The following is a 23,925-nucleotide window of genomic DNA, read 5'->3' on the forward strand; positions in this document are numbered from 1 at the left end:
TTCTGTTTTGAAATCGCGCGGATAGTAGTGAAGAACGGTGGGCCTGCCCATCGATTTTGAGTAGGCCGTTAGTATGGAGGTGGGCCTACGAAAATGGTGTCGTCCGGCCTTCGCCGGGACGACACTGTGATTGTAGATGCGCCCGATCGCCACAGAGGCAGCACTAAGCCTTGGCCTCCGGCTTCCCCTCGTTCCGCCCCTCGGCCAGGTTCCGCACCACCACATAGAAGATCGGCGTGAACAGCAGGCCGAACAACGTGACTCCGATCATGCCGAAGAAGACGGCGACGCCGACGGCTTGCCGCATCTCCGAGCCGGAGCCGGACGAGATCACCAGCGGCAGCACGCCGAGGATGAAGGCGAAGGAGGTCATCAGGATCGGCCGCAGACGCAACCGACACGCGTCGATCACGGCCTCCAGCCTTGGCTTGCCTTCCTTCTCGATGTCGCGCGCGAATTCGACGATCAGGATGGCGTTCTTTGCCGCAAGCCCCACCAGCACAACGAAGCCGATCTGGGTGAGGATGTTGACGTCCTGGCCCATGATGCGCACGCCGATGGTGGCGGCGAGCAGGCACATGGGCACGATCAGGATCACCGCGAACGGCAGGGTCCAGCTGCCATATTGCGCGGCGAGCACGAGATAGACGAACAGCACGCAGATCGGGAACACGTAGAGGCCGGCATTACCGCCGGTGACCTGCTGATAGGACAGGTCCGTCCATTCGAAGGTGAAGCCGCTCGGCAAGGTGTCGTCAGCGAGCTTCTTGATGGTGTTGAGCGCGGTGGTCGAGCTGGTGCCCGGCGCCGGCTCGCCCTGGAGTTCGGACGACGCGTAAAGATTGTAGCGCGCGACGCGGTCGGGGCCGGAGACATCCTTGAAGTCGACCACGCTGCCGAGCATCACCATGTCGCCGGAGGCATTTCGCGTGCGCAAGCGCGAGAGATCGGCGGGCTCCTTGCGGAACGGGAAGTCAGCTTGGGCTGTGACGTGATAGGTGCGGCCGAACAGGTTGAAGTCATTGACATAGGTCGATCCGAAATAGGTCTGGATCGTGTCGTTGATGCTGGCAACGGGCACACCGAGCTTCTGCGCCTTGGTGCGGTCGATGTCGACGAAGAGCTGCGGCGTGTTGGCCGAGAACGGCGAGAATACCGTGGGAGCGAGCAGCGAGGGCGATTTGCGCGCCGCGGCGACAAGCTCGTCGGTGGCTGCGGCGAGCAGCTCCGGCCCGCGGCCCTGGCGGTCCTGGATGCGGATGGTGAAGCCGCCGCCGGTGCCGATGCCGGGCACGGCCGGCGGTGGAATGACGATGATGAACGCGCCCTGGATCGCGGCGAGCCGCTTGCGCAACTCGGCCGTGATGGCGTTCGCCGTGAGCCCCTTCTTGATACGCGCCTCGGGCTCATCGAACACCGGGAACAGTGCGGCCGCGTTGCCGGCCTGCGTGCGCGTCGCGCCGGAGAAGCCCGCGAAAGCGGCAACACGGATGATGCCTGGCGTATCCAGCGAGATCCGCTCGATCTCGCGCACGATCTCCGTGGTGCGCGCCAGCGACGCCGCGCCCGGCAATTGCGCCGAGATGATGACGTAGCCGCGGTCCTGCGCCGGAATAAAGCCTTGCGACGTGGTCCCGATCAGCCAGCCGGCACTGCCGATCAGCACGACGTAGATCAGGATCATCACCACCGAATGCCGGATCACGAAATTGGCCACACCAGCGTAGCCATGCGCCAGCCGGTCGAACACCCGGTTGAACGCGCTCGTGAAAGCGTTCCACCCACGCGCAATCAGATTCCAGGCGGCGGGTGGCCGCTTCTCCTCATGCGGCGTGAGGATCAGCGAGGCCAGCGCCGGCGATAGCGTCAGCGAGCAGAAGCAGGAGATTGCGGTCGCCACCGCAATGGTGACGGCGAATTGCTGGAAGAACTGCCCGGAAATGCCGCCGATGAACGCCGTCGGTACGAACACCGCACAGAGCACCAGCGCGATCGAGACCAGCGCGCCGCCGACCTCCTCCATGGTCTTCAGCGCTGCGTCCCGCCGACTGAGGCCGTGCTCAAGATGCCGCTCGACATTCTCGACCACGACGATGGCGTCGTCGACCACGATGCCGACGGCGAGCACCAGTCCGAACAGCGTAAGATTGTTGATGGAGAAGCCGAGCGCCGCCATCACCGCGAAGGTGCCGACCAGCGACACGGGGATCGCGATGATCGGAATGATCGCCGGACGCCAGCCCTGCAAAAACACCAGCACGACGACGACCACGAGCAGCATGGCCTCGTAGATGGTCTTGATCAGCTCGTGGACGGACTGCGCGATGAACTCGGTCGGATTGTAGCCGATATTGAAGTCGAGGCCCTTCGGAAAGCTTTGCTTGAGCGTCGCCATCGTGTCGGAGATGCTCTTTGCCGTCGCAAGCGCGTTCGACCCCGGCCGCTGCGTCACCAGCATGGCGACCGCGGATTTGCGCAGCAGGAAGCTGTTGGTCGAATAGGCGAGCGCTCCGAGCTCGATGCGGGCGACGTCGCGCAGGCGCACCGTCCGGCCGTCGGAGCCGGCCTTGATCAGGATGTCCTCGAACTGCTTCTGGTCTTTCAACCGTCCCGTGAACACGAGGTTCGGTTGGAAGGCGCGATCGGCAATCGGCGGCTCGGCGATCTGGCCGCCCGCGATCTGCACGTTCTGGGCACGGATCGCGGCCAGCACCTCGTCCGAGGTCAGGCCGAGATTGGCGATGCGGTCGGGGTCGAGCCACAACCGCATCGAATAATCGCGCGCGCCAAACATCTGGATGTCGCCGACGCCGTCGATACGGAGCAGCTGGTCACGGACCTGGAGCAGAGCGTAGTTGGAGATGTAGAGCTGGTCGAAGCTGTCGTCGGGCGACAGCATGAACACGACCATCAGAATGTCGGGCGAGTTCTTGCGGGTGACGACGCCATTGCGCTGCACTTCGTCCGGCAGTTGCGGCTGCGCGATCGCGACGCGGTTCTGCACCAGCACCTGCGCCTTGTCGAGGTCGGTGCCGAGCTTGAAGGTGACGGTGATGGTGAGCTGGCCGTTCGAGGTCGCCTGGCTGTAGAGATACAGCATGTCCTCGACGCCGTTGATCTGCTGCTCGATCGGAGCGGCGACGGTGTCGGACACGGTTTGCGCGGAGGCGCCGGGATATTGCGTGGTGACGACGACGGTCGGCGGCACCACTTGCGGATATTCGGAGACCGGCAGCGTGGTATAGGCGAGCACGCCGACGATCAGCAGCACGATCGACAGCACCATCGCCAAAATGGGCTGGTTGATGGAGAGGCGGCCAAGGTTCATGATTTGCCACCAGCCGGCGCTTGCGCGGGAGACGGAGCGACCTTGGCGCCGACGCGGGCGCGCTGGATGCCGTTGACGATGACGCGGTCCTCGGCCTTCAGTCCTTCACGGATCACGCGCAGGCCTTCATCCAGGGGGCCGAGCACCACGGGGCGCGCTTCCACCGTGTCGTCCGGCTTGACCACGAAGACGATCTTGCGGGATTGGTCGGTTGCGACCGCAACGTCCGGAATCAGCAGCGCCTCATAGGGCGCGCTGCCGATCAGGCGGACGCGGCCGAACTGGCCGGGCAGGATCGAAAGGTCGGTGTTCTTGATCACGGCGCGGCTGCGCAACGTGCCGGTGGAGACATCGAGGCGGTTATCGAGGAAGTTGATGGTGCCGTCATGCGACGGCTTGGTCTCGCCGGCCAGCGTCACCTGCACCGGGTTCGCCGTATCGCGCGAACTCGGCCGCTTACCCTCGAACCACAGCTTGCTGTATTTGATGAAGGTGGTCTCATCCATGTCGAAATAGACGTAGATCGGATCGAGCGTCACGATCGAGGTCAGCAGCGTCGACGTGCCGCTATCGCTGCCCTGCACGAGGTTGCCGGGACTGACGAGATGGCGGCTGACCCGACCTGCGATCGGCGCGGTGACATGGGTGAACTCGATGTTGAGCCTGGCAGCCTTCAGCGCACCTTCGGCCTGCGTCTCCGCCGCGTGCGCGGCCTGAAGGGCCTGGCGGCGCTGATCGACGACCTGCTCGGAGACCGCGCTGGTCTGCACCAGGCTCAAGCCGCGGTCGAGCTCGCGCTTGGCGAGTTCGACCTTGGCGCGCGCGTCGGACAACTGACCGTCCGCCTGCTCCGCCACCGCCTCGAACGGGCGCGAGTCGATCACATAAAGCAGATCGCCGGCGCGCACGATCGCGCCGTCCTGGAATTCGACGGAGTTGACGTAGCCGCCGACACGGGGCCGCACCTGCACCTCCTCGACCGCCTCGAAGCGGCCGGTGAACTCGTCCCAATCGGTGACAGTGCGCTTGACCGGCTGGGCAACTGTCACCGGGGGAGGCGGAGGCGCGGCTGCTTGCGAGGTCGGCTGTCCGCAACCAGTGAGCGCGAATGCCGCGGCAAGAAGCCCCGCGACCACGCGAGGCCGCGGTTGGACGAAATCGTGCGTTTTGACAAATTGCTCGTTTCCGTCCGGTCCACTCATCGCAGGTCCTCGCATAAAAACCGCAGAAACAGCAGGGTACGCGCCTACCCGCGGGCGACGCAAGATGGGTCGCCACGATGAAATCTGCAAGACGATAGCGCACGCAATGCTCGGATGAATGCCCTAGCCGGATGATGGGTTGACAGGCACGCAGTCGACTGCGCCTCAACCGCATTGAAGGTACCACCCTCCCCTGGAGGGTGGGCCTTAGGCCAGCGTCTTCGCACATGACGGACGCGGCGGGCTCGGCTAGATTAGCCCAACAAAACAAGACGAATTGTCCGGGAGGACAGACGTGCATCAGGGACGTGTCGTTTACGGCGCGATCGAGGAGGTTGTATTCGGCCATCCTGCGGCCGAGGCCGTGGTCGGGCAGATGGACCGGCTGGGGACGCGCCGCGCGTTCTTGATGGTCTCCGGCACGCTGAACCGGCAGACCGATGAAATCGCAAAAATCAAAGCCGCACTGGGTGCGCGCTGCGCCGGCCTGTTCGACGCCATGCCCGCGCATACACCGCGCGAGGCGGTGATTGCGGCGACCAATGAGGCGCGTGAAGCGGGCGCCGATTTGATCGTCACGGTCGGCGGCGGGTCGATCACCGACGGCGCCAAGGCGGTGCAACTCTGCCTTGCCAACGGCATCGACGATATCGACGGCATCGAGCGCGTCCGCGTGCACAGGGGCGTTGCGCCCGAAATGACGGCGCCGACCGTACGGCAGATCAGCGTGCCGACCACGATCGCCGGCGGCGAGTTCAGTTCGATCGCAGGCGTGACCGACCGCAGCACGCATGTGAAGCAGATGCTGCGGCATCCGCTGACGGTGCCGCGCGCGACCATCCTCGATCCCGCCATCACCGTGCACACGCCGGAATGGCTGTTCCTGTCGACCGGCATCCGCGCGATCGACCATTGCGTCGAGGCGATCTGCTCGCGCGAGACCCACCCTTATGCCGACGCGCAATCGGTGAAGGGCCTCGCTATGCTCGCCGACGCGCTGCCGCGGGTGAAGGCCGATCCATCCGATCTCGACGCGCGGATGGATGCGCAGATCGGCACCTGGCTGTCGATGGGCGCGCTCGCCGCCGGCGTGCCGATGGGTGCGAGCCATGGCATCGGCTACGTGCTGGGCGCGGCCTTCGACGTGCCGCATGGCTACACGTCCTGCATCATGCTGCCGGCGGTGATGCGCTGGAACGCGCGCGACAATGCCGAGCGGCAGATGATCGTCGCCGCCGCGATGGGCTTTCCCGGCCACAACGCCGCCGACGTCCTCGATGCCTTCATTCGCTCGCTCGGCATGCCGCGCAGCCTCGCCGATGTCCGCGTCTCGCCCGAGCATTTCGACGCCATCGCCGAACAAGCGATGCGCACGCCCTGGGTGCCGCGCAACCCACGCAAGATCGATGCGCCTTCGCAAGTGCGCGAAATCCTGCTTCTCGCCGCATAATTTTGAGCCGGAGGACTGATGTACCCAGGTCAGCATGCTCGTCTACGCCCGTTGCAGCCCGCCTTCATCATGGCTGCGACGGGCGAGACCGTCACCTATCGCGAGCTCGATGCGCGCAGCAACCGGCTGGCGCATTTGTTTCGCAAGCACGGCCTGAAGCGGCTCTATCATTATTCGATCTTCATGGAGAACAATTCCCGCTATCTCGAAGCCTGCGGCGCGGGCGAGCGGTCCGGCCTCTACTACACCTGCATCAATTCCTTCCTCACCGCGGGTGAGCTCGCTTATCTCCTCGTCAACAGCCAGTCCAAGATCCTGATCACCTCCGTTGCGAAGCTCGATATTGCGCGCGAGGCGATCCAGGCTTGTCCTGACGTCAAGCTCTGCATCGTCGCGGACGGCCCCGGCGAGAGCGATCGTATCGTCGGGCTTGCGGAGTTGACGGCTAATCTGCCGAAGACACCGATCGCGGATGAGTGGCTCGGCACGGCGATGCTCTATTCATCCGGCACCACAGGACGGCCGAAAGGTATTGTGCGGCCGCTGCCGGAGGAGCCGCCAAAACACAATCTGCCGCTGTTCGAATTCCTGACGAAACTTTGGCACTACCGCGAGGGCATGATCTATCTGTCGCCGGCCCCGCTCTATCACTCCGCGCCGCAGGCAGCCGTGAACCTCACGATCCGCATGGGCGGCACCGTGGTGATCATGGAGACATTCGATCCCGAGCGTTATCTCCAGCTGGTGCCGCAATGGGGGATCACCCACAGCCAGCTCGTGCCGACGATGTTTTCGCGCATGCTCAAGCTGCCGGAGGAGGTTCGCCACCGCTACGATTTGTCCTCGCTCGAAATCGCGATCCATGCCGCCGCACCCTGCCCGGCGCTGGTCAAGGACGACATCATCAAATGGTGGGGACCGATCATCCACGAATATTACGGTGCGACCGAAGGCCTCGGCTTCACCGCCTGCAACAGCGAGGAGTGGCTCGCCCATCGCGGCACGGTCGGCAAAGTGCTGCTTGGTGATTTGCATATTCTCGACGAGAACATGAAGCCATGCCCAACCGGTACGCCGGGGCAGGTCTGGTTCAAGACGGCATCGCCGTTCGAATATTTCAGCGATCCGGAGAAGACCAGGGAGGCGCGCTCGGCCGACGGCAGCATGAGTACGGTCGGCGACGTCGGCTATGTCGACGAAGACCGCTTTCTCTATCTCACCGACCGCGCGACCTTCATGATCATCTCAGGCGGCGTGAACATCTATCCGCAGGAATGCGAGAATTTGCTGATCACCCACCCAAAGGTTGCGGATGCGGCGGTGTTCGGCGTGCCCAATCCCGATCTCGGCGAAGAGGTGAAGGCGGTGGTGCAGCCGATGCGGGGCGTCGTTCCCGGGCCTGCGCTCGCCGAAGAGCTGATCGCCTTCTGCGGCGCCTCGCTGTCGCGGCAGAAGGTGCCGCGCTCGGTCGATTTCGAAAAGGAATTGCCGCGGTTACCGACGGGAAAGCTGTACAAGCGGCTGCTGCGGGACCGGTACTGGGGGAACAAGACGTCGCGGATTGTGTGAGCCCGCTCGACAGGTGCCACACCCTCGGTGCCGTCCCGGCCTCCCGCGCGCAATTGCGCAACAGGCCGGGACGACGGTGGAGTTTATTGAGACAGTCGAGGTCAACACACCTGCGCTGGAACTCGACGGCGTCCCGCATTCTCACAGTGTGAGAGAAGAGCCCCTGCGGCTTTCCGTCATCCGAATTGTCGAGAGAGTAGCTGGCCTTGCCGGTTGCCTCACCCCGCGCGCGTCGCTATCGTCCTGACAAACAGGCCATAAATGGCTGATGTCCAGGGAGGACCGAGGATGCGGAGCGTGCGGGCGCTCGCCGCGATGGCGGCGCTATCTATGCTGGCGTTTTCAACCACAACATTCGCCGGCGAGCCCAAACAGGGCGGAATTTTGCGGATGTACCACCGCGACAGCCCTGGCAATGCCTCGATCCACGAAGGCGCGACCTACTCGCTGAACGTTCCCTTCATGCCGGTGTTCAACAATCTCGTCATCTACAAGCAGGACGAGGCCCAGAACACGATGGACAACATCGTCCCGGAGCTCGCCAAGAGCTGGGCCTGGGTCAACGACAACAAGACGCTGACCTTCAAGCTGCGCCAGGGCGTGACATGGCATGACGGCAAGCCGTTCACCTCGGCCGACGTCAAATGCACCTTCGACATGCTGATGGGCAAGTCGCAGCAAAAATTCCGGCAGAACCCGCGCAAGAGCTGGTACGATCAGGTCAACGACATCTCGACCAACGGCGATCTCGAGGTTTCCTTCAATCTCAAGCGGCCGCAGCCCTCGCTGCTGGCGCTGCTCGCCTCCGGCTATACACCGGTCTATCCCTGCCACGTTTCACCCGGTGACATGCGCACGCATCCGATCGGCACCGGGCCGTTCAAATTCGTCGAGTTCAAGGCCAATGAATCGATCAAGCTGACCCGCAATACCGACTATTGGCGCAAGGGCCGGCCCTATCTCGACGGCATCGAGTTCACCATCATCCCGAACCGCTCGACCGCCATCCTCGCCTTCGTCGCCGGCAAGTTCGACATGACCTTCCCGACCGAGGTGAGCATTCCGCTGCTGAAGGACGTGAAATCGCAGGCGCCGAACGCGATCTGCGAGGTCGAGCCGAACAATGTCGCGACCAACATCATCGTCAATTCATCCGCGCCGCCGTTCGACAATATCGACATTCGCCGCGCCATGGCGATGTCACTGGACCGTAAGGCCTTCATCACCATCATGTTCGAAGGCCAGGGCGATGTCGGCGGCACCATGCTGCCGCAGCCGAACGGGCTGTGGGGCATGCCCAAGGAGATGCTCGAGAGCATTCCGGGCTATGGCCCGGATGTAAATGCCAACCGCGAGGAAGCCAAGAAGCTGATGCAGAAGGCCGGCTACGGGCCGGACAAGCACCTCGCCGTCAAGGTCTCGACCCGCAACATCCCGGTCTATCGCGATCCCGCGGTGATCCTGATCGACCAGCTCAAGAGCATCTATATCGACGGCGAGCTCGACGTGGTCGAGACCGCGAACTGGTTCCCGAAGATCGCGCGCAAGGACTACATGCTCGGGCTCAACCTCACCGGCAACGCCGTCGACGATCCCGATCAGTCCTTCTACGAGAACTATTCCTGCGGTTCCGAGCGCAACTACACCAACTACTGCAACAAGGAGATCGAGAAGCTGTTCGACGTGCAGTCGCAGGAGACCGACATCGCCAAGCGCAAGAAGCTGGTGTGGGACATCGACAAGAAGCTGCAGGAAGACGTCGCCCGCCCGATCATCTTCCACGCGCGCACCGGCACCTGCTGGCAGCCCTACGTCAAAGGTGTGACCGTCATGACCAACAGCTCCTATAACGGGTATCGTTACGAGGACGTCTGGATGGACAAGTAGCAGGCGGCCGACGGGCTCGGGAGGGCGCGACATGTTTGCCTATCTGGTACGGCGCCTGTTCCTGATGCTCGTGACCCTGTTCGGGATCTCGATCGTCATCTTCTTCCTGCTGCGCATCGTGCCCGGCAACATCGTCGACATCCTGTTTGCCGCGGCCGGCTATGTCGATCCTGCCGACAAGGCCACTCTGGAGAAGGAGCTCGGCATCGACCAGCCGCTGGTCGTGCAATATTGGCACTGGATCAGCGGCTTCCTGCGCGGCGATTTTGGTTATTCCTATGTCTCCGAGAAGCCGGCACTTCAGGAGATCCTGCCGCGGATCCCGATCACGGCACGACTGGCCGGGCTGGCACTGCTGTTCTCGGCCTCGATCGGCATTCCGCTCGGTGTCATCAGCGCGGTCAAACAGGGAACAAAGCTTGATTACGCATTGCGCGTAGTCAGCTTGAGCGGATTGTCGCTGCCATCGTTCTGGCTCGGCCTGCTCATCCTCACCGCGTCGGTGGCGCTGTTCGGCCAGATGCCGATCTTCAATCCCAATCCAGCCACCTGGCTCGAAGCGTTCGCGACCTATGCCGTGCCTGCCGCCGCCGTCGGCTTCCGCAGCGCCGCGCTGACCATGCGTATCACCCGCTCCTCGATGCTGGAGGTGCTGCGGCAGGACTATATCCGCACCGCACGGGCCAAAGGCGCGTCCGACGCCGCGGTGAACTATCAGCATGCGTTGAAGAATGCGATTTTGCCCGTGATCACCGTGATCGGCATCGAGGCCGCGTTTTTGATCGGCGGCCTCATCGTCACCGAGACCGTGTTCAACATCCCCGGCGTCGCGCGCTTCCTGGTCGAGGCGATCCGCTGGCGCGATTATCCGATCGTGCAGAACCTGGTGATGCTGATTGCGGTGGTGGTGGTCAGCGCGAACTTCATCGTCGACATGCTGTACGCGGTGTTCGATCCGCGCATCCGATATACGGATTAGGAGAGCTGTTTGGCCGCGATCGACTATGACGTTGAACTGAGACGCGCCGGCGCGCATGCGCCCGGCGGGTGGCGGCGCGTGCTGTTCCTGGCGCAGCGGCATGTGCTGGGCGCGGCCGGGCTCGTCATCATGATCGCGTTCGTGCTCACCGCGATCTTCGCAGATTTCATCGCGCGCTATGATCCCCTGAGCATCGACGCCGCCCATGCGCTGGCCCGCCCAGGCCTGACGCACTGGATGGGGACGGATTCCTTCGGCCGCGACGTGTTCAGCCGCATCATCCACGGCGCGCGGATCTCGCTCGCGGTCGGGATCGGCTCAACGGCGCTCGGCGGCTCGATCGGCGTGATCGTTGGGCTGACCTCCGGCTATCTCTCCGGCTGGGTCGATCTCGTGTTCCAGCGCGTCTCCGACGTCCTCCAGGCGCTGCCGCTGCTGGTGCTGGCCCTGATCATGACGGCAGCACTCGGTCCGTCCCTGCCCAACGTCATCATCGCCATCGCCATTCCGCTAATCCCGACCGTATCGCGCGTTATCCGCGCCAACACGCTGGCGCTGCGCGAGCTCCCCTTTATCGAGGCCGCCAAGTCGATCGGCATGAGCGAGGTGCGGATTGCCCTGCGCCACGTGCTGCCGAACACGCTGGCGCCGCTGATCGTGCTGGCAACCGCCCAGCTCGGCTCGACCATCCTCACCGAAGCCTCGCTCTCCTTCCTCGGCCTCGGCATCCCCGAGCCTTATCCGTCCTGGGGCCGCATGCTGTCGGAATCCGCCGCCGAATATGTCCGCACCGCGCCGTGGCTCGTGATCTTCCCGGGCATTGCCATCAGCCTCGCCGTGTTCGGCGCCAATTTGTTCGGTGACGCCTTGCGCGACATCCTCGATCCCCGGCAGCGCGGCTGATGGCTGACACAACCGATCTCGTGCTCGACGTGAAGAACCTGAAGACGGTGTTCTTCACCAATTCGGGGCTGTTCAAGGCGGTCGACGACATCTCGTTCACCGTGAAGCGCGGCGAGACACTGGCGATCGTCGGCGAATCCGGCTGCGGCAAGAGCGTCACCGCGCTGTCGCTGATGCGGCTGGTGCCTGATCCGCCCGGCCGTATCGTCGGCGGCTCCGTGTCGCTCGAAGGCACCGATCTGCTCGCGCTCAGCGAAGCAGAGATGCGCAAGATCCGGGGAAATCGCATCTCCATGATTTTCCAGGAGCCAATGACGTCGCTCAACCCAGTGATGCGGATCGGCGACCAGATCGTCGAGGCGGTGCGGCTGCACCGGAACATGTCATCCAAAGAGGCCCGCGACATCGCGGTCGAGATGCTGCGGCTGGTGCGGATTCCCGAACCGGCACGGCGCGCCCGGGAATATCCGCATCAGCTCTCCGGCGGCATGCGCCAGCGCGCGATGATCGCGATGGCGCTGGCATGCCGGCCGGCGCTCCTGATCGCGGACGAGCCGACCACCGCGCTCGACGTCACCATCCAGGCGCAAATCCTGGCGCTGATCCTCGACCTGCAGAAGGAACTCGGCACCGGGCTGGTGCTGATCACGCATGATCTCGGCGTCGTGGCGCAGACGGCGCAGCGCGTGATCGTGATGTATGCCGGCAGGAAGGTTGAGGAAGCCAGCGTCGAGGCGTTGTTCGCGGCGCCAAAGCATCCCTACACGCGCGGACTGATGGCGTCGATTCCGGCGGTACCTGCGCCCGGCGTTGCGGCGCAGGCGCGGCTGAACGAAATCCCCGGCACCGTGCCGTCGCTGGTGCGGCTGTCGCCGGGCTGCGCCTTCGCACCGCGCTGCAAGCTCGCGGTCAAGCGCTGCCAGGACGAATATCCGCCGCTAGCCGATTGGGGCGGCGGCCATCTCGCCGCCTGCTGGCGCGCGGCTGAAGTCGCGGAGGTGGCATGACCGAGCTGCTTCTCGAAGTCACCGATCTGACAAAACATTATCCGGTGCGCGCGGGCGTGTTGCGCCGGCAGGTCGGCACCGTACATGCAGTCGACGGTGTCTCGTTTTCGGTTGGCGTCGGCGAGACGCTGGGGCTGGTCGGTGAATCCGGCTGCGGCAAGTCGACGGTCGCGCGCAGCGTGCTGCGGCTGGTCGAGCCGACCTCGGGCCAGATCCGGCTCGAGGGCAAAGACATCACGCATCTCTCCAAGACTGCACTGCGGCCACACCGCCGCTCGATGCAGATCGTGTTCCAGGATCCATTCGCCTCGCTCAATCCGCGCATGACCGCAGGCGACATCGTCGGTGAGCCGCTGGCCGTGCACGGGCTCGCGACCGGCAAGGCGCTGGCGGCGCGCACCGCAAAACTGTTCGAGCAGGTCGGCCTTCGGCCCGACCAGATGCGCAATTTCCCGCATCAATTCTCCGGCGGCCAGCGCCAGCGTATCTGCATCGCGCGAGCGCTCGCGCTCGGGCCGCGTCTGATCGTCTGCGACGAGCCGGTCTCGGCGCTCGACGTCTCGATTCAAGCGCAGGTGATCAACCTGCTGATCGATCTACAGCGCGAGCACGGCTTCTCGTATCTCTTCATTGCGCACGACCTCGCCGTGGTCGCCCATATCAGCCACCGCGTCGCCGTGATGTATCTCGGCCGCATCGTCGAGATCGCCGACAAGGACGAATTGTTTCGCAACCCGCGCCACCCCTACACGCAGGCGCTGCTGGCCTCGGTGCCGGTCGCCAATCCTCTCGCGAAAAAGCTCGCGCCGATGGTCGATGGCGACGTGCCGAGCCCGGTCAATCCGCCGCCGGGATGTGCGTTTCACACGCGCTGCCGGTTTGCGGTGGAGCGTTGCAGGACGGAACGGCCGGCGCTGGTGGATGCGGGCGATGGGCACCGGGTGGCGTGTCTGCTGAATGACGGGACGGGGCGCATCAACGCGATCCCGTAAGGTGGGTTAGCCTTGCGACTGCGGCGCTTGCCGCGCTAACCCGCCCCGATCTCCGCCACGATCTTCCCCGTCGTCACCTGCTCGCCTTCGGCGACGTCGATCGCCGCGACCACGCCGTCGATGCCGGCCTTGTGGACGTGTTCCATCTTCATCGCTTCCAGCGTCAGCACCGGCTGGCCGGCGCTGACGCGGTCACCCGGCTTGACCAGGACAGCAACGACGCGGCCGTTCATGGCGGCGCGGACTTTGCCGTCGCCGCCGTTGGTTGCGGCGGCCTTGGGGGCCGCGAGGGTAAGATCGGTGACCGCAAGGGGGATGCCGCGATGCTGGACGTAGAGACGGTCGCCGTCGCGCAGGAATTTCGCGCTGTCCATCACGCCATCATGGCGGAAGCGGACGGCATCGGGATCGAACTGGTCGATCTCGAACTTGTCCTGGCGCCCATCGCCAGCAACGATGTAGCTGCCGTCACGCCCGCGGGTGATTTCGAGCTCGTGGGCGTGGCCGGCGATCTCGATCTTCGCAGGCAGAGGGAACGTTGCCGCGAGGCTTCGTCCGCTGCGCCACGACGGTGCCTGCGGGTTGGTGACGTAGAGCAGAAGGCCTGCGAGCGCGGCGCTGAACGCGCTGTTCGCTGACGGCGCCAGCAACTCGTCACGATGCGCGCCGATGAAGGCCGTCGTCGCCTCGCCTTTGGCAAAGCCGGAGTGACGCAGGCAGGACATCAGGAACGCCTGGTTTGTCGTCACGCCAAAAGCGGTGAGCTGCTCCAGGCCAACGATCAGGCGTCCCCTCGCCTCCTCGCGCGTCGCGCCATGGCTGATGAGCTTGGCGATCATGGAATCGTAGAACGGCGGGATCTCCGAGCCCGATTGCAACGCGTGCTCGACGCGGATGCCTTCCGGCACCTGCCAGCGCGCCATGCGGCCGGACTGCGGCATGAAGTCGTGCGCGGCGTCCTCCGAGCACAGCCGTACTTCGATGGCGTGACCGGAGAAGCGGATGTCCTGCTGCTTCACCGGCAATGGCTCGCCGCGCGCGACGCGCAATTGCAACTCAACGAGATCGAGCCCGGTGATCGCTTCGGTCACGGGATGCTCGACCTGGAGGCGCGTGTTCATTTCCATGAAGTAGAATTCACCGCTCGCATCGAGCAGGAACTCCAGCGTGCCGGCGCCCTCATAACGCAGCGCCTTGACGGCGGCGACGGCAACCTCGCCCATTTTCGCGCGCAATTCCGGCGTCACCGCGGGCGACGGCGCCTCCTCGATCAGCTTCTGATGCCGCCGCTGCACCGAGCAATCGCGCTCGCCGAGATGAATGGCGTTGCCATGGCTATCGCCGAACACCTGAATCTCGATGTGACGGGGATTCGGGATGGCGCGCTCGAGGATGACCGTGGGATCCCCGAACGCCGCCTTCGCCTCCGACCGCGCGCTGCGCAGCGCATCCGGAAACGACGCCGTATCGGCCACAAGCCGCATGCCGCGGCCGCCACCGCCGGCGACCGCCTTGATCATCACGGGGAAGCCGACCTTTTTGGCTTCGGCGAACATGACCTCGTCGCCCTGGTCGGCGCCCTGATAGCCGGGCACGCAGGGCACGCCGGCCTTCTTCATGATCTCCTTGGCGCCGGCCTTGTTGCCCATGGCTTCGATCGCCTGCGGCGACGGGCCGATGAAGACGAGGCCGGCCTCCTTGCAGGCCTGCGCGAACTCCTCGTTCTCGGCGAGGAAGCCGTAGCCGGGATGGACAGCATCAGCGCCGCTGGCTTTCGCCGCGGCAATGATGGCGGGGATGTTGAGATAGGATTGCGCCGGCAGGGCTTCGCCGATGCGCACGGACTGGTCGGCCTGTCGCACGTGGAGTGCGTCGCGATCCGCATCGGAATAGACCGCGACGACGCCGAGGCCGAGCCGCCGCGCGCTGCGCATCACACGCAGCGCGATCTCGCCGCGATTGGCGATCAGGACCTTGAAGAACGGCCGGTGCTGCACTGATCCGTTCCTCATGGCCGGGCCACCGAGAATTGCATGCGCTGCGGCGTGCGCGCATCGCCCTCGCGGCAGATCGCCAGCACTTCGGAGAGGACGGCGCGGGTGTCGCGCGGATCGATCACGCCGTCGTCGAGCACGCGGGCGCTGGTGGAGAACACGTCCATCTGGCCGTCGAACACGCCGATGATCTGCGCCTTCATGGCGTCGAGTTTCTCCTTCTCGACCGGCTTGCCGCGGCGCGCCGCGGCGGCTTCGGTCACGATCGCCATCGTTTCGGCTGCTTGCTCGCCGCCCATCACGGCGGTCTTGGCGTTGGGCCAGGAGAAGCAGAAGCGCGGATGGAAGCCGCGCCCGCACATGCCGTAATTGCCGGCGCCGAACGAGGCGCCGCAATAGAGGGTGATCTGCGGCACCGTCGCCGAAGTGACCGCCTGGATCATCTTCGAGCCGTGCTTGATCATGCCGGCTTCTTCATAGGCCTTGCCGACCATGTAGCCGGTGGTGTTGTTGAGATACAGCAGAGGCGTGCGGGTCTGGCAGCAGGCCTGGATGAAATGCGTTGCCTTGTTGGCGCCGGCAGGATCGAGCGGGCCGTTGTTGGTGATGATGCCGATGGCCTGGCGCTCGATGCGGGCATGGCCGCAGACAGTGGCAGGCCCGTAGTTCGGCGCCATCTCGGTGAAATCGGAATCGTCGACGATGCGCGCGATCACCTGCTTCATGTCCACGGAGCGTTTGTGGTCCATCGGCATGATGCCGAGCAATTCGTCCTGATCGTAGCGCGGCGGCTTGAATTGATTGGCCGCCCTGCCCGGCCGCTCCCATTCCAGCGCCGCCATGATCTCGCGCGCGATACGCAGCGCGTCGCGGTCGTCCTCGGCAAGGTAGTCGCCGAGACCGGAAACCTGCGTGTGCATCTCGGCACCGCCGAGCTCTTCTTCGGTCGCGATCTCGCCGGTTGCGGCCTTCAGCAGCGGGGGACCGGCGAGGAAAGCACGGGTGCGGCCGCGCACCATGACGATGTAATCGGACAGGCCAGTCTGGTAGGCGCCGCCAGCCGTGGACGAGCCGTGCGTGACCGTGACCACCGGCAATCCCGCTGCCGAGAGACGCGCGAGATTGCGAAAAATGTTGCCGCCACGGACAAAGTCTTCGACGCGGTAGCGCAGGAGATTGGCGCCGGCGCTTTCGACGAGTTGCACATAAGGCAGCTTGTTCTCCAGCGCGAGCTCCTGCACCCGCAACGTCTTGTCGAGGCCGTAGGGCTGCAGCGCACCGGCATCGATGCCGGCATCGTTGGCGCTGACCATGCAGCGGATGCCCGAGACGAAGCCGATGCCGGCGATGACGCCGCCGCCCGGCACGCTCTTGTTCGCATCGGGAACATCGAACATGTAACCGGCGAGCGTCGACAGCTCGATGAAGGGCGCGCCGGGATCGAGCACCAGCGCGACGCGCTCGCGCGGCAGCAGCTGGCCGCGCTTGTGGAAGCGATCCTTTGCTGCGGCAGATGCCGCGCGCGTGCGCTCTTCCAGCGCGCGCATGCGGTCGATCAGACCGAGCATGCCGTCGCGATTGGCGTGGTAGGCGGCGCTGCCGGAGGAAACGGTGTTTTCAAGAATGGACATAATTTGATCCTGCCCGTCATTGCGAGGAGCAAAGCGACGAAGCAATCCAGTGTGCGTCTGCGGAGAGATTCTGGATTGCCTCGCTTCGCTCGCAATGACGATTGAGGCTGCGCTCAGCGATTCGTCCCAAAGATCTTCCGCGCCTCGGCGGGGCTCGCGATCTCGCGGCCGGCGCGACGGGCACAGGCGGCGATGGCCTCGATCAACTGGCCGTTCGACGTCACCTTCTTGCCGTCGGCAAGATAGAAGGCGTCCTCGAGACCGGTGCGTAAGTGACCACCGAGTTCGGCGCAGCGCTGATGCAGCGGCCAGATCTCTTCACGGCCGATAGCGGTGACCTGAAAATGCGCCTCGGGACGCTTCAGCTTGATCAGGATCGGCAGCAGGTCCGGGTCCGACGGCATGCCGGACGCCACGCCCATCACAAAATTATATTCGAGCGGGCCTTTGTACATGCCGACCTGGGTGTACATGCCGACGCAGCGCACGATACCGACGTCGAAGCATTCGAACTCGGGGATGGTGCCGACCGCGTTCATGACGTCGAGATAGTCCTTCACCTTCTCGACCGCATTGTCGAACATCATCGGCGGCCAGGCCCAGCTGTTGTCGGCCTTCACCTTCAGATAATTCAGCGAGCCGGCGTTGCAGGCCGCGATCTCCGGCTTCGTCTCGCGGATGCAGTCGAGCGCACCGCCGTAGTTCGGCCCGGAAACGCCCGAGGTGTGGTTGATGATCACGCCAGGACAGGCTTCGCGGATCGCCTGCTGGATCTCCTTGCTGACGGCGACCTCCCAGGACGGCAGATGCCCCTTGTTCGGCGCCTGCTGGCGCAGATGGATGTGCATGACGCTGGCGCCGGCGTCGAACGCGGCCCTGGCCTCACGCGCCATCTGCTCGGGCGTGACCGGCACGTTGTGCTGCTTCGGGTCGGTGAGCACGCCGTTCAGCGCGCAGGTGATGACGGCCTTGTCGCTCATGCGTCAGATGTCTCACAGGTTGATCATTCAACGCTTGCGATCATGTGACGCGCGGCATGCGGCTTCTTGCGCGGAGAAGCTGGAAAGCGAGATGCCGTAGGGCGGCTTAGCGAAGCGTAACCCGCCAACGTTTTTCACCGCGGATGCAGAATTGGTGGATTGCGCCTTCAGCTATCCACCCTACGAAGCGCGCTAGCTCGCTTCCGCGAGCCGCACCGTCTCGCTGCTGCGATAGATCGCCAGATCCCGCGAGCCGACGAAGATCGCGCGCGGCTTCAATCCGTAGAAGCGGCGGATCGAGTGGCTGAAATGGGTTGAATCGGGATAGCCGATGTCCTGCGCGAGATGAGCGAGGTTGAGATCCTGGTTGGCGAAGTGCAGCAGGTGTCGCGCACGCTTCCAGGCGCGGAAGGAGCGGAAGGAGATGCCGGTCTCTTCCTTGAATAGGTGCAGGAAGCGCGAGGCGGAAAGGCTGGCTTCGGTCGCGCACGTGTCCGCCGTCACCGGCTCGCCCGTGAAGCGCCCGATGCGGGCGACGGCACGCATCACGCGCGGATCGAGCACGCGGCGCGGCAGCGCTTCGCCAAAGCACGTCTCGTCGAATTCGGCGGTGGTGATGTCGCCATAGCGGTGCTGCCGCAGCAGCGCATAGGCGGCGAGGATCTTGCGGGCATAGACGGCTCTGTCGGGTCCTGTCAGCCGCTCGGCCAAGGCCTCGATCACGCCGTCCGGCATGCTTTCCGGCTCGAGCGTCACGCTGATTGCAGTGCGGTAGTCGCTGGCGATGGAGTGTCGCTGGTTCGGCAGGGTGACGAACAGCTCGCCGGTGGCTTGGGTTTCGTCGATTGTCAGATGCAAATTGCCCTTCACCGCGACATAGACGTGGCAGCAGCCGGGGGTCCGCTTGCGGGGGCGGCCGAGCAGGCCGGCATAGAACACCCGCTCCGGCGTGATCAGCATCAGATGGTCGGATTCGCGACCTTTATCTTCCATTGGGATCCTCCTCGCGCGGCTCTATGGCCGCTGCGGACGGAAGTCACCTTAGCGGAAATTGGGGCGCTGTCACGACGGGATAGCGCTGTCATCAGGCGCAAAAGATTACTATTCCGGGACGATCGCAAGACGAACCCGGAACCCGTCGTGTTGTCGACCCGGCGAAGGCCGGGACGACAACGGAAATTACGCCCTTACCCGCGGCGCAACATTCTGCTCTGACCCGGCCTTCTGTTCCGCGGCAACCGCCCGCTTGAACCCGTCACGCTGCTGCAAACGCGCCCAATAGGCTGCGACATTTGGCCCAAAATCCTTGGCGAGCCCGATATTGTCGGCGAGCCGAAGCGCGTAGCCGATCACGATATCGGCGGCGGTGAAGCGGCCGGCGCACAGGGTTTCAGTATTCGCGGTCGCAGCCTCAACAGCGCGCAGCCGTCCCAGGAACCATTTGGCGTAGTCGGTGGCGACCTGCGGATTGCGGCGCTCCTCCGGCTCGAGCTGGGTGTAGCGGAGCACCAGCGTCTGCGGGAAGGTTAACGTCGCGTCGCTGAAATACATCCAGTTCAGGAAGGCGCCATAAGCGGGATCTTCGGGCCCGACCATCAGCGGCGTCGGCCCGTGCTTGATGCCGAGATAATGGCAGATGCCCGAGGACTCCGTCATCTTCGTCTCGCCGTCGACCATGAAGGGAATCGTGCCGAGCGGATTGAGCGCGAGGTATTCCTTGGCGAAGACCCGCGGCGGGAATGGCAGCATCTTCAGCTCATAAGGCAGCCCCATCTCCTCCAGCATCCAGAGCGGACGAAACGAGCGCGCGGCGTCGCAATGATAGAGCGTGATCATCAGGAAGTTCCTTTGCTGCCGGGCAGCGTGCCCATCATCTTGCACAGGACCATCAGCATGACCTCGTCGGCGCCGCCGCCGATCGAGGTCAGGCGGCTGTCGCGATAGGCCCGGCTGACCGGCGTCTCGTTGGTAAAGCCCATTCCGCCCCAATATTGCAAGCAGGCGTCGGTGAGCTCTCGCCGAGCCGGCCGGCCTTCAGCTTGGCCATGGTCGCAAGCTTTGTGACGTCCTCGCCCGCGACAAGCGCCTCGGCGGCGCGATAGATCAATGCACGCAACAGCTCGACCTCGGTCTGCATCTCCGCGAGCTTGAAGTGCACGACCTGGTTGTCGAGGATCGACTTCCCAAACGCCTTTCGGTTGCGAGTGTATTCGATGGTCTCGTTGACGATGTATTCGTGTGCCTTCAGACACGCAGCGGCGCCCCAGAGCCGCTCCTCCTGGAACTGGATCATCTGGTAGGTGAAGCCCTTGCCCTCCTCGCCGATCCGGTTGCGCTTGGGCACGCGGACATTGTCGAAGAAGATTTGGGCGGTATCCGACGAGCGCATGCCCATCTTGTCGAGCTTTCGCGCGACCGTGACGCCCTTGCTCTTCATGGGAACACAGATCAGCGACTTGTTGCGATGAACGGGCCCGTCGCCGGTGTTGGCGAGCAGGCAAATCCAGTCGGCCTGGGTGCCGTTGGTGATCCACATCTTGCCGCCATCGATGACGTAGTCGTCGCCATCGGAACGCGCATGGGTCTTGATCGAGGCGACGTCCGAACCCGCGCCCGGCTCGGAAACGCCGATGCAGGCGACGAAGTCGCCGGCAATCGACGGGCTGAGGAATTCGCGCCGCACCTCGTCCGAGCCGAACCGCGCCAGCGCCGGCGTCGCCATGTCGGTCTGCACCCCGATCGCCATCGGCACGCCGCCGCAGGTGATGGCACCCAGTTCCTCCGCCATCATCAGCGCGTAGGAATAGTCGAGGCCCGAGCCGCCGAACTCGACCGGCTTGTTCAGCCCGAGGAAGCCGAGGCTGCCCATTTTCTTGAACAGTTCGTGCGCCGGGAAGATGTCAGCCTTCTCCCAGTCATCGACATGAGGATTGATCTCGTTGGCGATGAAGTTTTGCAAGGACCGGCGGATATCGTCGTGGTCGGCGGTGAACAGCATTTCTTTCCTCGTCACAACCCCATCTGCCGGCTGGCGAGATCCTTCATGATCTCCTCGGTGCCGCCGCCGATGGCATTGACCTTGACCTCGCGGTAGATGCGCTCGGCCTTGATGCCGCGCATGAAGCCGGCGCCACCAAAAATCTGCACGGCTTCCGAGGCGCAGAACGCCATGGTCTGGGTCGCCTGGTTCTTCATCATACAAATTTCTGCGACCGGGCTCTCGCCCTGCTCCAGCCGCCAGGCCAGCATTTCCAGCATCGCCTGGCTCGCAGCGACCTTCTGCGCCATGTCGACGATCTTGTGGCGGATCACCTGGTGCTGGGCGAGCGGCTTGCCAAACGTCTTGCGTTCCTTGGCATAGGCGACAGCCTCGTCGAGGCAGACGCGGGCAAAGGCGGTGCAGCCGGCCGCCATGCCCATGCGCTCGCTGTTGAAATTCTGCATGATGATTTTGAAGCCTTGGCCCTCCTCGCCGATCAAATTCCCAGCCGGTACGCGGCACTCGTCGAAATGCAAGGTCGCGGTGTCGGAGGCCCACCAGCCCATCTTCTTCAATTTTGTCCGCGACAAGCCCGGCGTATCGCCCTCGATCAGGAGCAGGCTGACGCCGCCGGCGCCTTCGCCGCCGGTGCGCACCGCAACGGTCAGATAATCGGCGCGGACACCGGAGGTGATGAAGGTCTTTTCCCCGCTCACGACGTAGTGATCGCCGTCACGGCGCGCCTTGGTGCGGAGACCCGCGACGTCGGAGCCGCCGCCCGGCTCGGTGATCGCGAGCGCGGAAATCTTCTCGCCTGCCAGCACCTGCGGCAGCACGCGTGCCTTGACCTCGGGGCGCGCCGCGCGCGCGATCGGCGGCGAGCCGATGGTGTGGCTCATCAGGCTGGCACTGATGCCGCCCGCGCCCGCCCGCGCCAGTTCCTGGCTGGCGACGATCTTCATGAACTGGTCGGCGGCGATCCCGCCATATTCCTCGGGGAATCCGAGCCCCAACAGTCCGATCTCCGCCGCCTTGCGATAGAGCGCACGGGGGAATTCGCCAGCCTCGTCCCATTCATGGGCGAACGGGGTGATCTCCTTCTCGACGAATCGCCGCATGACGTCGCGAAAGGCGTCGTGCTCGGCGGTGTAGAACGGGCTCTTCATTGCAATCTCGCCTTCGACGACTCCTGTCGTTCCACCATGGCGGGAACATGGGTGGCTCACTTGCGCGGAGTGGCTGGACGGGAACGCCGCCTCCGACAGGTCAAATGGCTAGCAACTCAACGCAAGACGATTTTCGTCCCTCGCAGGCCAACTCCAAATCAAAAAAGAGTTGCTGCACAAAACTCCGGCTGGCCTCCCAGGGCCACGCCGGGCATGGTGCACGGCAATATGAAGGCAGGCGGCACAAGACCGCCACGGGAGGGATTTTTGGCCGTTCGTTACTACGACTGGATCGCCCATCATGGCCGCCGCACGCCTGGCAAGGTCGCGGTCATCGACCTCGCGAGCGAGCGCCGCTTCAGCTATTCGCAGCTGGACGCCCGGGTCTCGCGCCTCGCCTCACTCCTCCGCGAAGCGCTGAAAATCTCGCGCGGCGACCGCGTCGCGGTGCTGGCGCTGAACACGACCGATACGCTGGAGGTGCAGTTCGCTTGCGGGCGGCTTGGCGCCGTCTTCGTGCCGCTGAACACCCGCCTCACCGTACCCGAGCTTCAGTTCATCACCAGCGATTGCGCGCCGAAGGTGATGATCCACGATGCGGATCTGGCCGAGACCGCACTGACAGTGGCGAAGCTCTGCGGTGTTACGTCGAGCCTGCTGCTTGGCCCCGGCGGCGCCTACGAGGCCGGCGTTGCCGCTGCAAAACCGCTTACGGCAATCGAGGAGGTCACGCTCGATGACGTCTCGACCATCATGTACACGTCGGGCACCACGGGACATCCGAAGGGTGCGACCATCACCCACGGCATGACCTTCTGGAATTGCGTCAATCTCGGCGGCCCCGCCTGTATCGGGCCGTCTTCGGTACTGCTCACCGTGCTGCCGCTGTTCCACACCGGCGGTCTGAATTGCTACACCAATCCGGTGCTGCATGCCGGCGGCACCGTGCAGATCATGCGCGCCTTCGATCCCGGCACGGCGCTCGGCCTGATCAACGATCCCGCGCAGGGCATCAACGTGTTCTTCGGTGTGCCCGCGATCTACCAGTTCATGGCGCAGCATCCGGCCTTCGCGACGACTGACCTTACCCGGCTGATCGTCGGCGGTGTCGGCGGCGCGCCGATGCCGGTGCCGCTGCTGAAGGTCTGGGAAGCCCGCGGTGTCGCGCTTCAGCAGGGCTACGGCATGACCGAGACCTCGCCGGCCGTACTGGTGCTCGACCGCGAAGATGCGGCGCGCAAGGCCGGTTCTGCCGGCAAGCCGGTGCTTCACACTGAGGTGCGGATCGTGCGCCCCGACGGCAGCGATGCCGCTACCGGCGAGCTCGGTGAGCTCTGGGTCAAGGGGCCGAACATCACGCCGGGCTACTGGAACAGGCCGGAGGCGAACAAATCCTCCTTCACCGACGGGTGGCTGCACACGGGCGATGCCACCCGCGTGGACGAGGAAGGCTTTTACTACATCGTCGACCGCTGGAAGGACATGTACATCTCCGGCGGCGAGAACGTCTATCCGGCCGAGGTCGAGAACGTCCTGCACCAACTCACGGCAATCGCGGAAGCTGCCGTGATCGGCATTGCCGATCCGCAATGGGGCGAGGTCGGCCTCGCCATCGTCGCGGTCAAGCCGGGCCAACGGCTGACCGAAACCGATGTCTTCGCGCATTGCGCCGCCAATCTCGCGCGGTTCAAATGCCCGCGCCAGGTCCGCTTCGTCGATGCACTGCCGCGCAACGCTACCGGGAAGATCCACAAGCCGACCTTGCGCAAGGAATTTTCTGTGACCTCGGAAGTCGACAAGAAAGTCGCCAACGCCTGATCCAAGCGCCCCTCGCGGGCGCTTTTGTTTTTCGACGTG

Annotated in this window: 16 protein-coding genes and 1 pseudogene; 8 read left to right on the forward strand and 9 right to left on the reverse strand. The window is 64.4% G+C overall.

The window, feature by feature from the left end; genetic code table 11:
* Positions 1–163 precede the first annotated feature (163 nt).
* The gene (locus ACPPVR_RS40780; protein ID WP_426612119.1) at positions 164–3,328 is read right to left on the reverse strand and encodes an efflux RND transporter permease subunit; all 3,165 of its coding nucleotides are present in this window, start codon (positions 3,326–3,328) and stop codon (positions 164–166) included.
* On the reverse strand, positions 3,325–4,530 hold the full coding sequence (locus tag ACPPVR_RS40785) for an efflux RND transporter periplasmic adaptor subunit (RefSeq protein WP_426612120.1): 1,206 nt from the start codon (positions 4,528–4,530) through the stop codon (positions 3,325–3,327). Before ACPPVR_RS40785 ends, ACPPVR_RS40780 begins: the two co-directional genes overlap by 4 nt.
* A gap of 295 nt (positions 4,531–4,825) precedes the next feature.
* On the opposite strand from ACPPVR_RS40785, the gene ACPPVR_RS40790 reads away from it, so the two are divergent.
* The 7 genes from ACPPVR_RS40790 to ACPPVR_RS40820 all read left to right on the forward strand — a co-directional run bounded on the left by ACPPVR_RS40790 (position 4,826) and on the right by ACPPVR_RS40820 (position 13,317).
* Positions 4,826–5,980 carry an iron-containing alcohol dehydrogenase gene (locus ACPPVR_RS40790; protein WP_426612121.1) on the forward strand — a complete coding sequence of 385 codons (1,155 nt, stop codon included), beginning with the start codon at positions 4,826–4,828 and terminating at the stop codon, positions 5,978–5,980.
* Positions 5,981–5,998: 18 nt separating this feature from the next.
* Positions 5,999–7,549, forward strand: coding sequence for an AMP-binding protein (locus tag ACPPVR_RS40795; protein ID WP_426612122.1), 1,551 nt, complete (start codon positions 5,999–6,001; stop codon positions 7,547–7,549).
* Between the two features lie 288 nt (positions 7,550–7,837).
* Positions 7,838–9,436, forward strand: a complete 1,599-nt coding sequence (locus tag ACPPVR_RS40800; protein ID WP_426612123.1) for an ABC transporter substrate-binding protein — start codon at positions 7,838–7,840, stop codon at positions 9,434–9,436.
* 31 nt (positions 9,437–9,467) lie between these two features.
* Positions 9,468–10,415 carry an ABC transporter permease gene (locus ACPPVR_RS40805; RefSeq protein ID WP_426612124.1) on the forward strand — a complete coding sequence of 316 codons (948 nt, stop codon included), beginning with the start codon at positions 9,468–9,470 and terminating at the stop codon, positions 10,413–10,415.
* Between the two features lie 9 nt (positions 10,416–10,424).
* A complete protein-coding gene (locus tag ACPPVR_RS40810) occupies positions 10,425–11,318 on the forward strand; it encodes an ABC transporter permease (RefSeq protein WP_426612125.1) in 894 nt (297 codons plus the stop codon).
* Complete coding sequence (locus tag ACPPVR_RS40815) at positions 11,318–12,325, forward strand: ABC transporter ATP-binding protein (RefSeq protein WP_426612126.1); 1,008 nt, start codon at positions 11,318–11,320, stop codon at positions 12,323–12,325. The genes ACPPVR_RS40810 and ACPPVR_RS40815 overlap by 1 nt, the downstream gene beginning before the upstream one ends.
* Complete coding sequence (locus ACPPVR_RS40820) at positions 12,322–13,317, forward strand: ABC transporter ATP-binding protein (RefSeq protein WP_426612127.1); 996 nt, start codon at positions 12,322–12,324, stop codon at positions 13,315–13,317. Before ACPPVR_RS40815 ends, ACPPVR_RS40820 begins: the two co-directional genes overlap by 4 nt.
* A 35-nt stretch (positions 13,318–13,352) precedes the next feature.
* On the opposite strand, the gene ACPPVR_RS40825 is transcribed toward ACPPVR_RS40820, so the two are convergent.
* From ACPPVR_RS40825 to ACPPVR_RS40855, 7 genes and pseudogenes are all read right to left on the reverse strand, one after another.
* A complete protein-coding gene (locus ACPPVR_RS40825; RefSeq protein WP_426612128.1) occupies positions 13,353–15,329 on the reverse strand; it encodes an acetyl/propionyl/methylcrotonyl-CoA carboxylase subunit alpha in 1,977 nt (658 codons plus the stop codon).
* Complete coding sequence (locus ACPPVR_RS40830; RefSeq protein ID WP_426612129.1) at positions 15,326–16,942, reverse strand: acyl-CoA carboxylase subunit beta; 1,617 nt, start codon at positions 16,940–16,942, stop codon at positions 15,326–15,328. Before ACPPVR_RS40830 ends, ACPPVR_RS40825 begins: the two co-directional genes overlap by 4 nt.
* A gap of 113 nt (positions 16,943–17,055) precedes the next feature.
* Entirely contained in the window at positions 17,056–17,922 is an 867-nt protein-coding gene (locus tag ACPPVR_RS40835) for a 3-keto-5-aminohexanoate cleavage protein (RefSeq protein ID WP_426612130.1), read from the reverse strand.
* A 192-nt stretch (positions 17,923–18,114) separates the two neighbouring features.
* On the reverse strand, positions 18,115–18,915 hold the full coding sequence (locus ACPPVR_RS40840) for a helix-turn-helix domain-containing protein (protein WP_426612131.1): 801 nt from the start codon (positions 18,913–18,915) through the stop codon (positions 18,115–18,117).
* A 186-nt stretch (positions 18,916–19,101) separates the two neighbouring features.
* Positions 19,102–19,758, reverse strand: a complete 657-nt coding sequence (locus ACPPVR_RS40845) for a glutathione S-transferase family protein (RefSeq protein ID WP_426612132.1) — start codon at positions 19,756–19,758, stop codon at positions 19,102–19,104.
* A pseudogene (locus tag ACPPVR_RS40850) lies at positions 19,758–20,920 on the reverse strand (acyl-CoA dehydrogenase family protein). Before ACPPVR_RS40850 ends, ACPPVR_RS40845 begins: the two are co-directional and overlap by 1 nt.
* A gap of 11 nt (positions 20,921–20,931) precedes the next feature.
* Positions 20,932–22,068 carry an acyl-CoA dehydrogenase family protein gene (locus ACPPVR_RS40855; RefSeq protein ID WP_426612133.1) on the reverse strand — a complete coding sequence of 379 codons (1,137 nt, stop codon included), beginning with the start codon at positions 22,066–22,068 and terminating at the stop codon, positions 20,932–20,934.
* A gap of 267 nt (positions 22,069–22,335) precedes the next feature.
* On the opposite strand from ACPPVR_RS40855, the gene ACPPVR_RS40860 reads away from it, so the two are divergent.
* Positions 22,336–23,886, forward strand: coding sequence for an acyl-CoA synthetase (locus ACPPVR_RS40860; protein ID WP_426612134.1), 1,551 nt, complete (start codon positions 22,336–22,338; stop codon positions 23,884–23,886).
* Positions 23,887–23,925: the final 39 nt, after the last annotated feature.

The organism is Bradyrhizobium sp. McL0616 (genome assembly GCF_049993385.1).
Taxonomy (GTDB): domain Bacteria; phylum Pseudomonadota; class Alphaproteobacteria; order Rhizobiales; family Xanthobacteraceae; genus Bradyrhizobium.

Coding starts and splice junctions, on each gene's coding strand:
- ACPPVR_RS40845 (WP_426612132.1), bottom strand. CDS start 19,758: ATGATCACGCTCTATCATTGCGACGCCGCGCGCTCGTTTCGTCCGCTC.
- ACPPVR_RS40830 (WP_426612129.1), bottom strand. CDS start 16,942: ATGTCCATTCTTGAAAACACCGTTTCCTCCGGCAGCGCCGCCTACCAC.
- ACPPVR_RS40835 (WP_426612130.1), bottom strand. CDS start 17,922: ATGAGCGACAAGGCCGTCATCACCTGCGCGCTGAACGGCGTGCTCACC.
- ACPPVR_RS40840 (WP_426612131.1), bottom strand. CDS start 18,915: ATGGAAGATAAAGGTCGCGAATCCGACCATCTGATGCTGATCACGCCG.
- ACPPVR_RS40795 (WP_426612122.1), top strand. CDS start 5,999: ATGTACCCAGGTCAGCATGCTCGTCTACGCCCGTTGCAGCCCGCCTTC.
- ACPPVR_RS40815 (WP_426612126.1), top strand. CDS start 11,318: ATGGCTGACACAACCGATCTCGTGCTCGACGTGAAGAACCTGAAGACG.
- ACPPVR_RS40820 (WP_426612127.1), top strand. CDS start 12,322: ATGACCGAGCTGCTTCTCGAAGTCACCGATCTGACAAAACATTATCCG.
- ACPPVR_RS40800 (WP_426612123.1), top strand. CDS start 7,838: ATGCGGAGCGTGCGGGCGCTCGCCGCGATGGCGGCGCTATCTATGCTG.
- ACPPVR_RS40805 (WP_426612124.1), top strand. CDS start 9,468: ATGTTTGCCTATCTGGTACGGCGCCTGTTCCTGATGCTCGTGACCCTG.
- ACPPVR_RS40780 (WP_426612119.1), bottom strand. CDS start 3,328: ATGAACCTTGGCCGCCTCTCCATCAACCAGCCCATTTTGGCGATGGTG.
- ACPPVR_RS40785 (WP_426612120.1), bottom strand. CDS start 4,530: ATGAGTGGACCGGACGGAAACGAGCAATTTGTCAAAACGCACGATTTC.
- ACPPVR_RS40855 (WP_426612133.1), bottom strand. CDS start 22,068: ATGAAGAGCCCGTTCTACACCGCCGAGCACGACGCCTTTCGCGACGTC.
- ACPPVR_RS40825 (WP_426612128.1), bottom strand. CDS start 15,329: ATGAGGAACGGATCAGTGCAGCACCGGCCGTTCTTCAAGGTCCTGATC.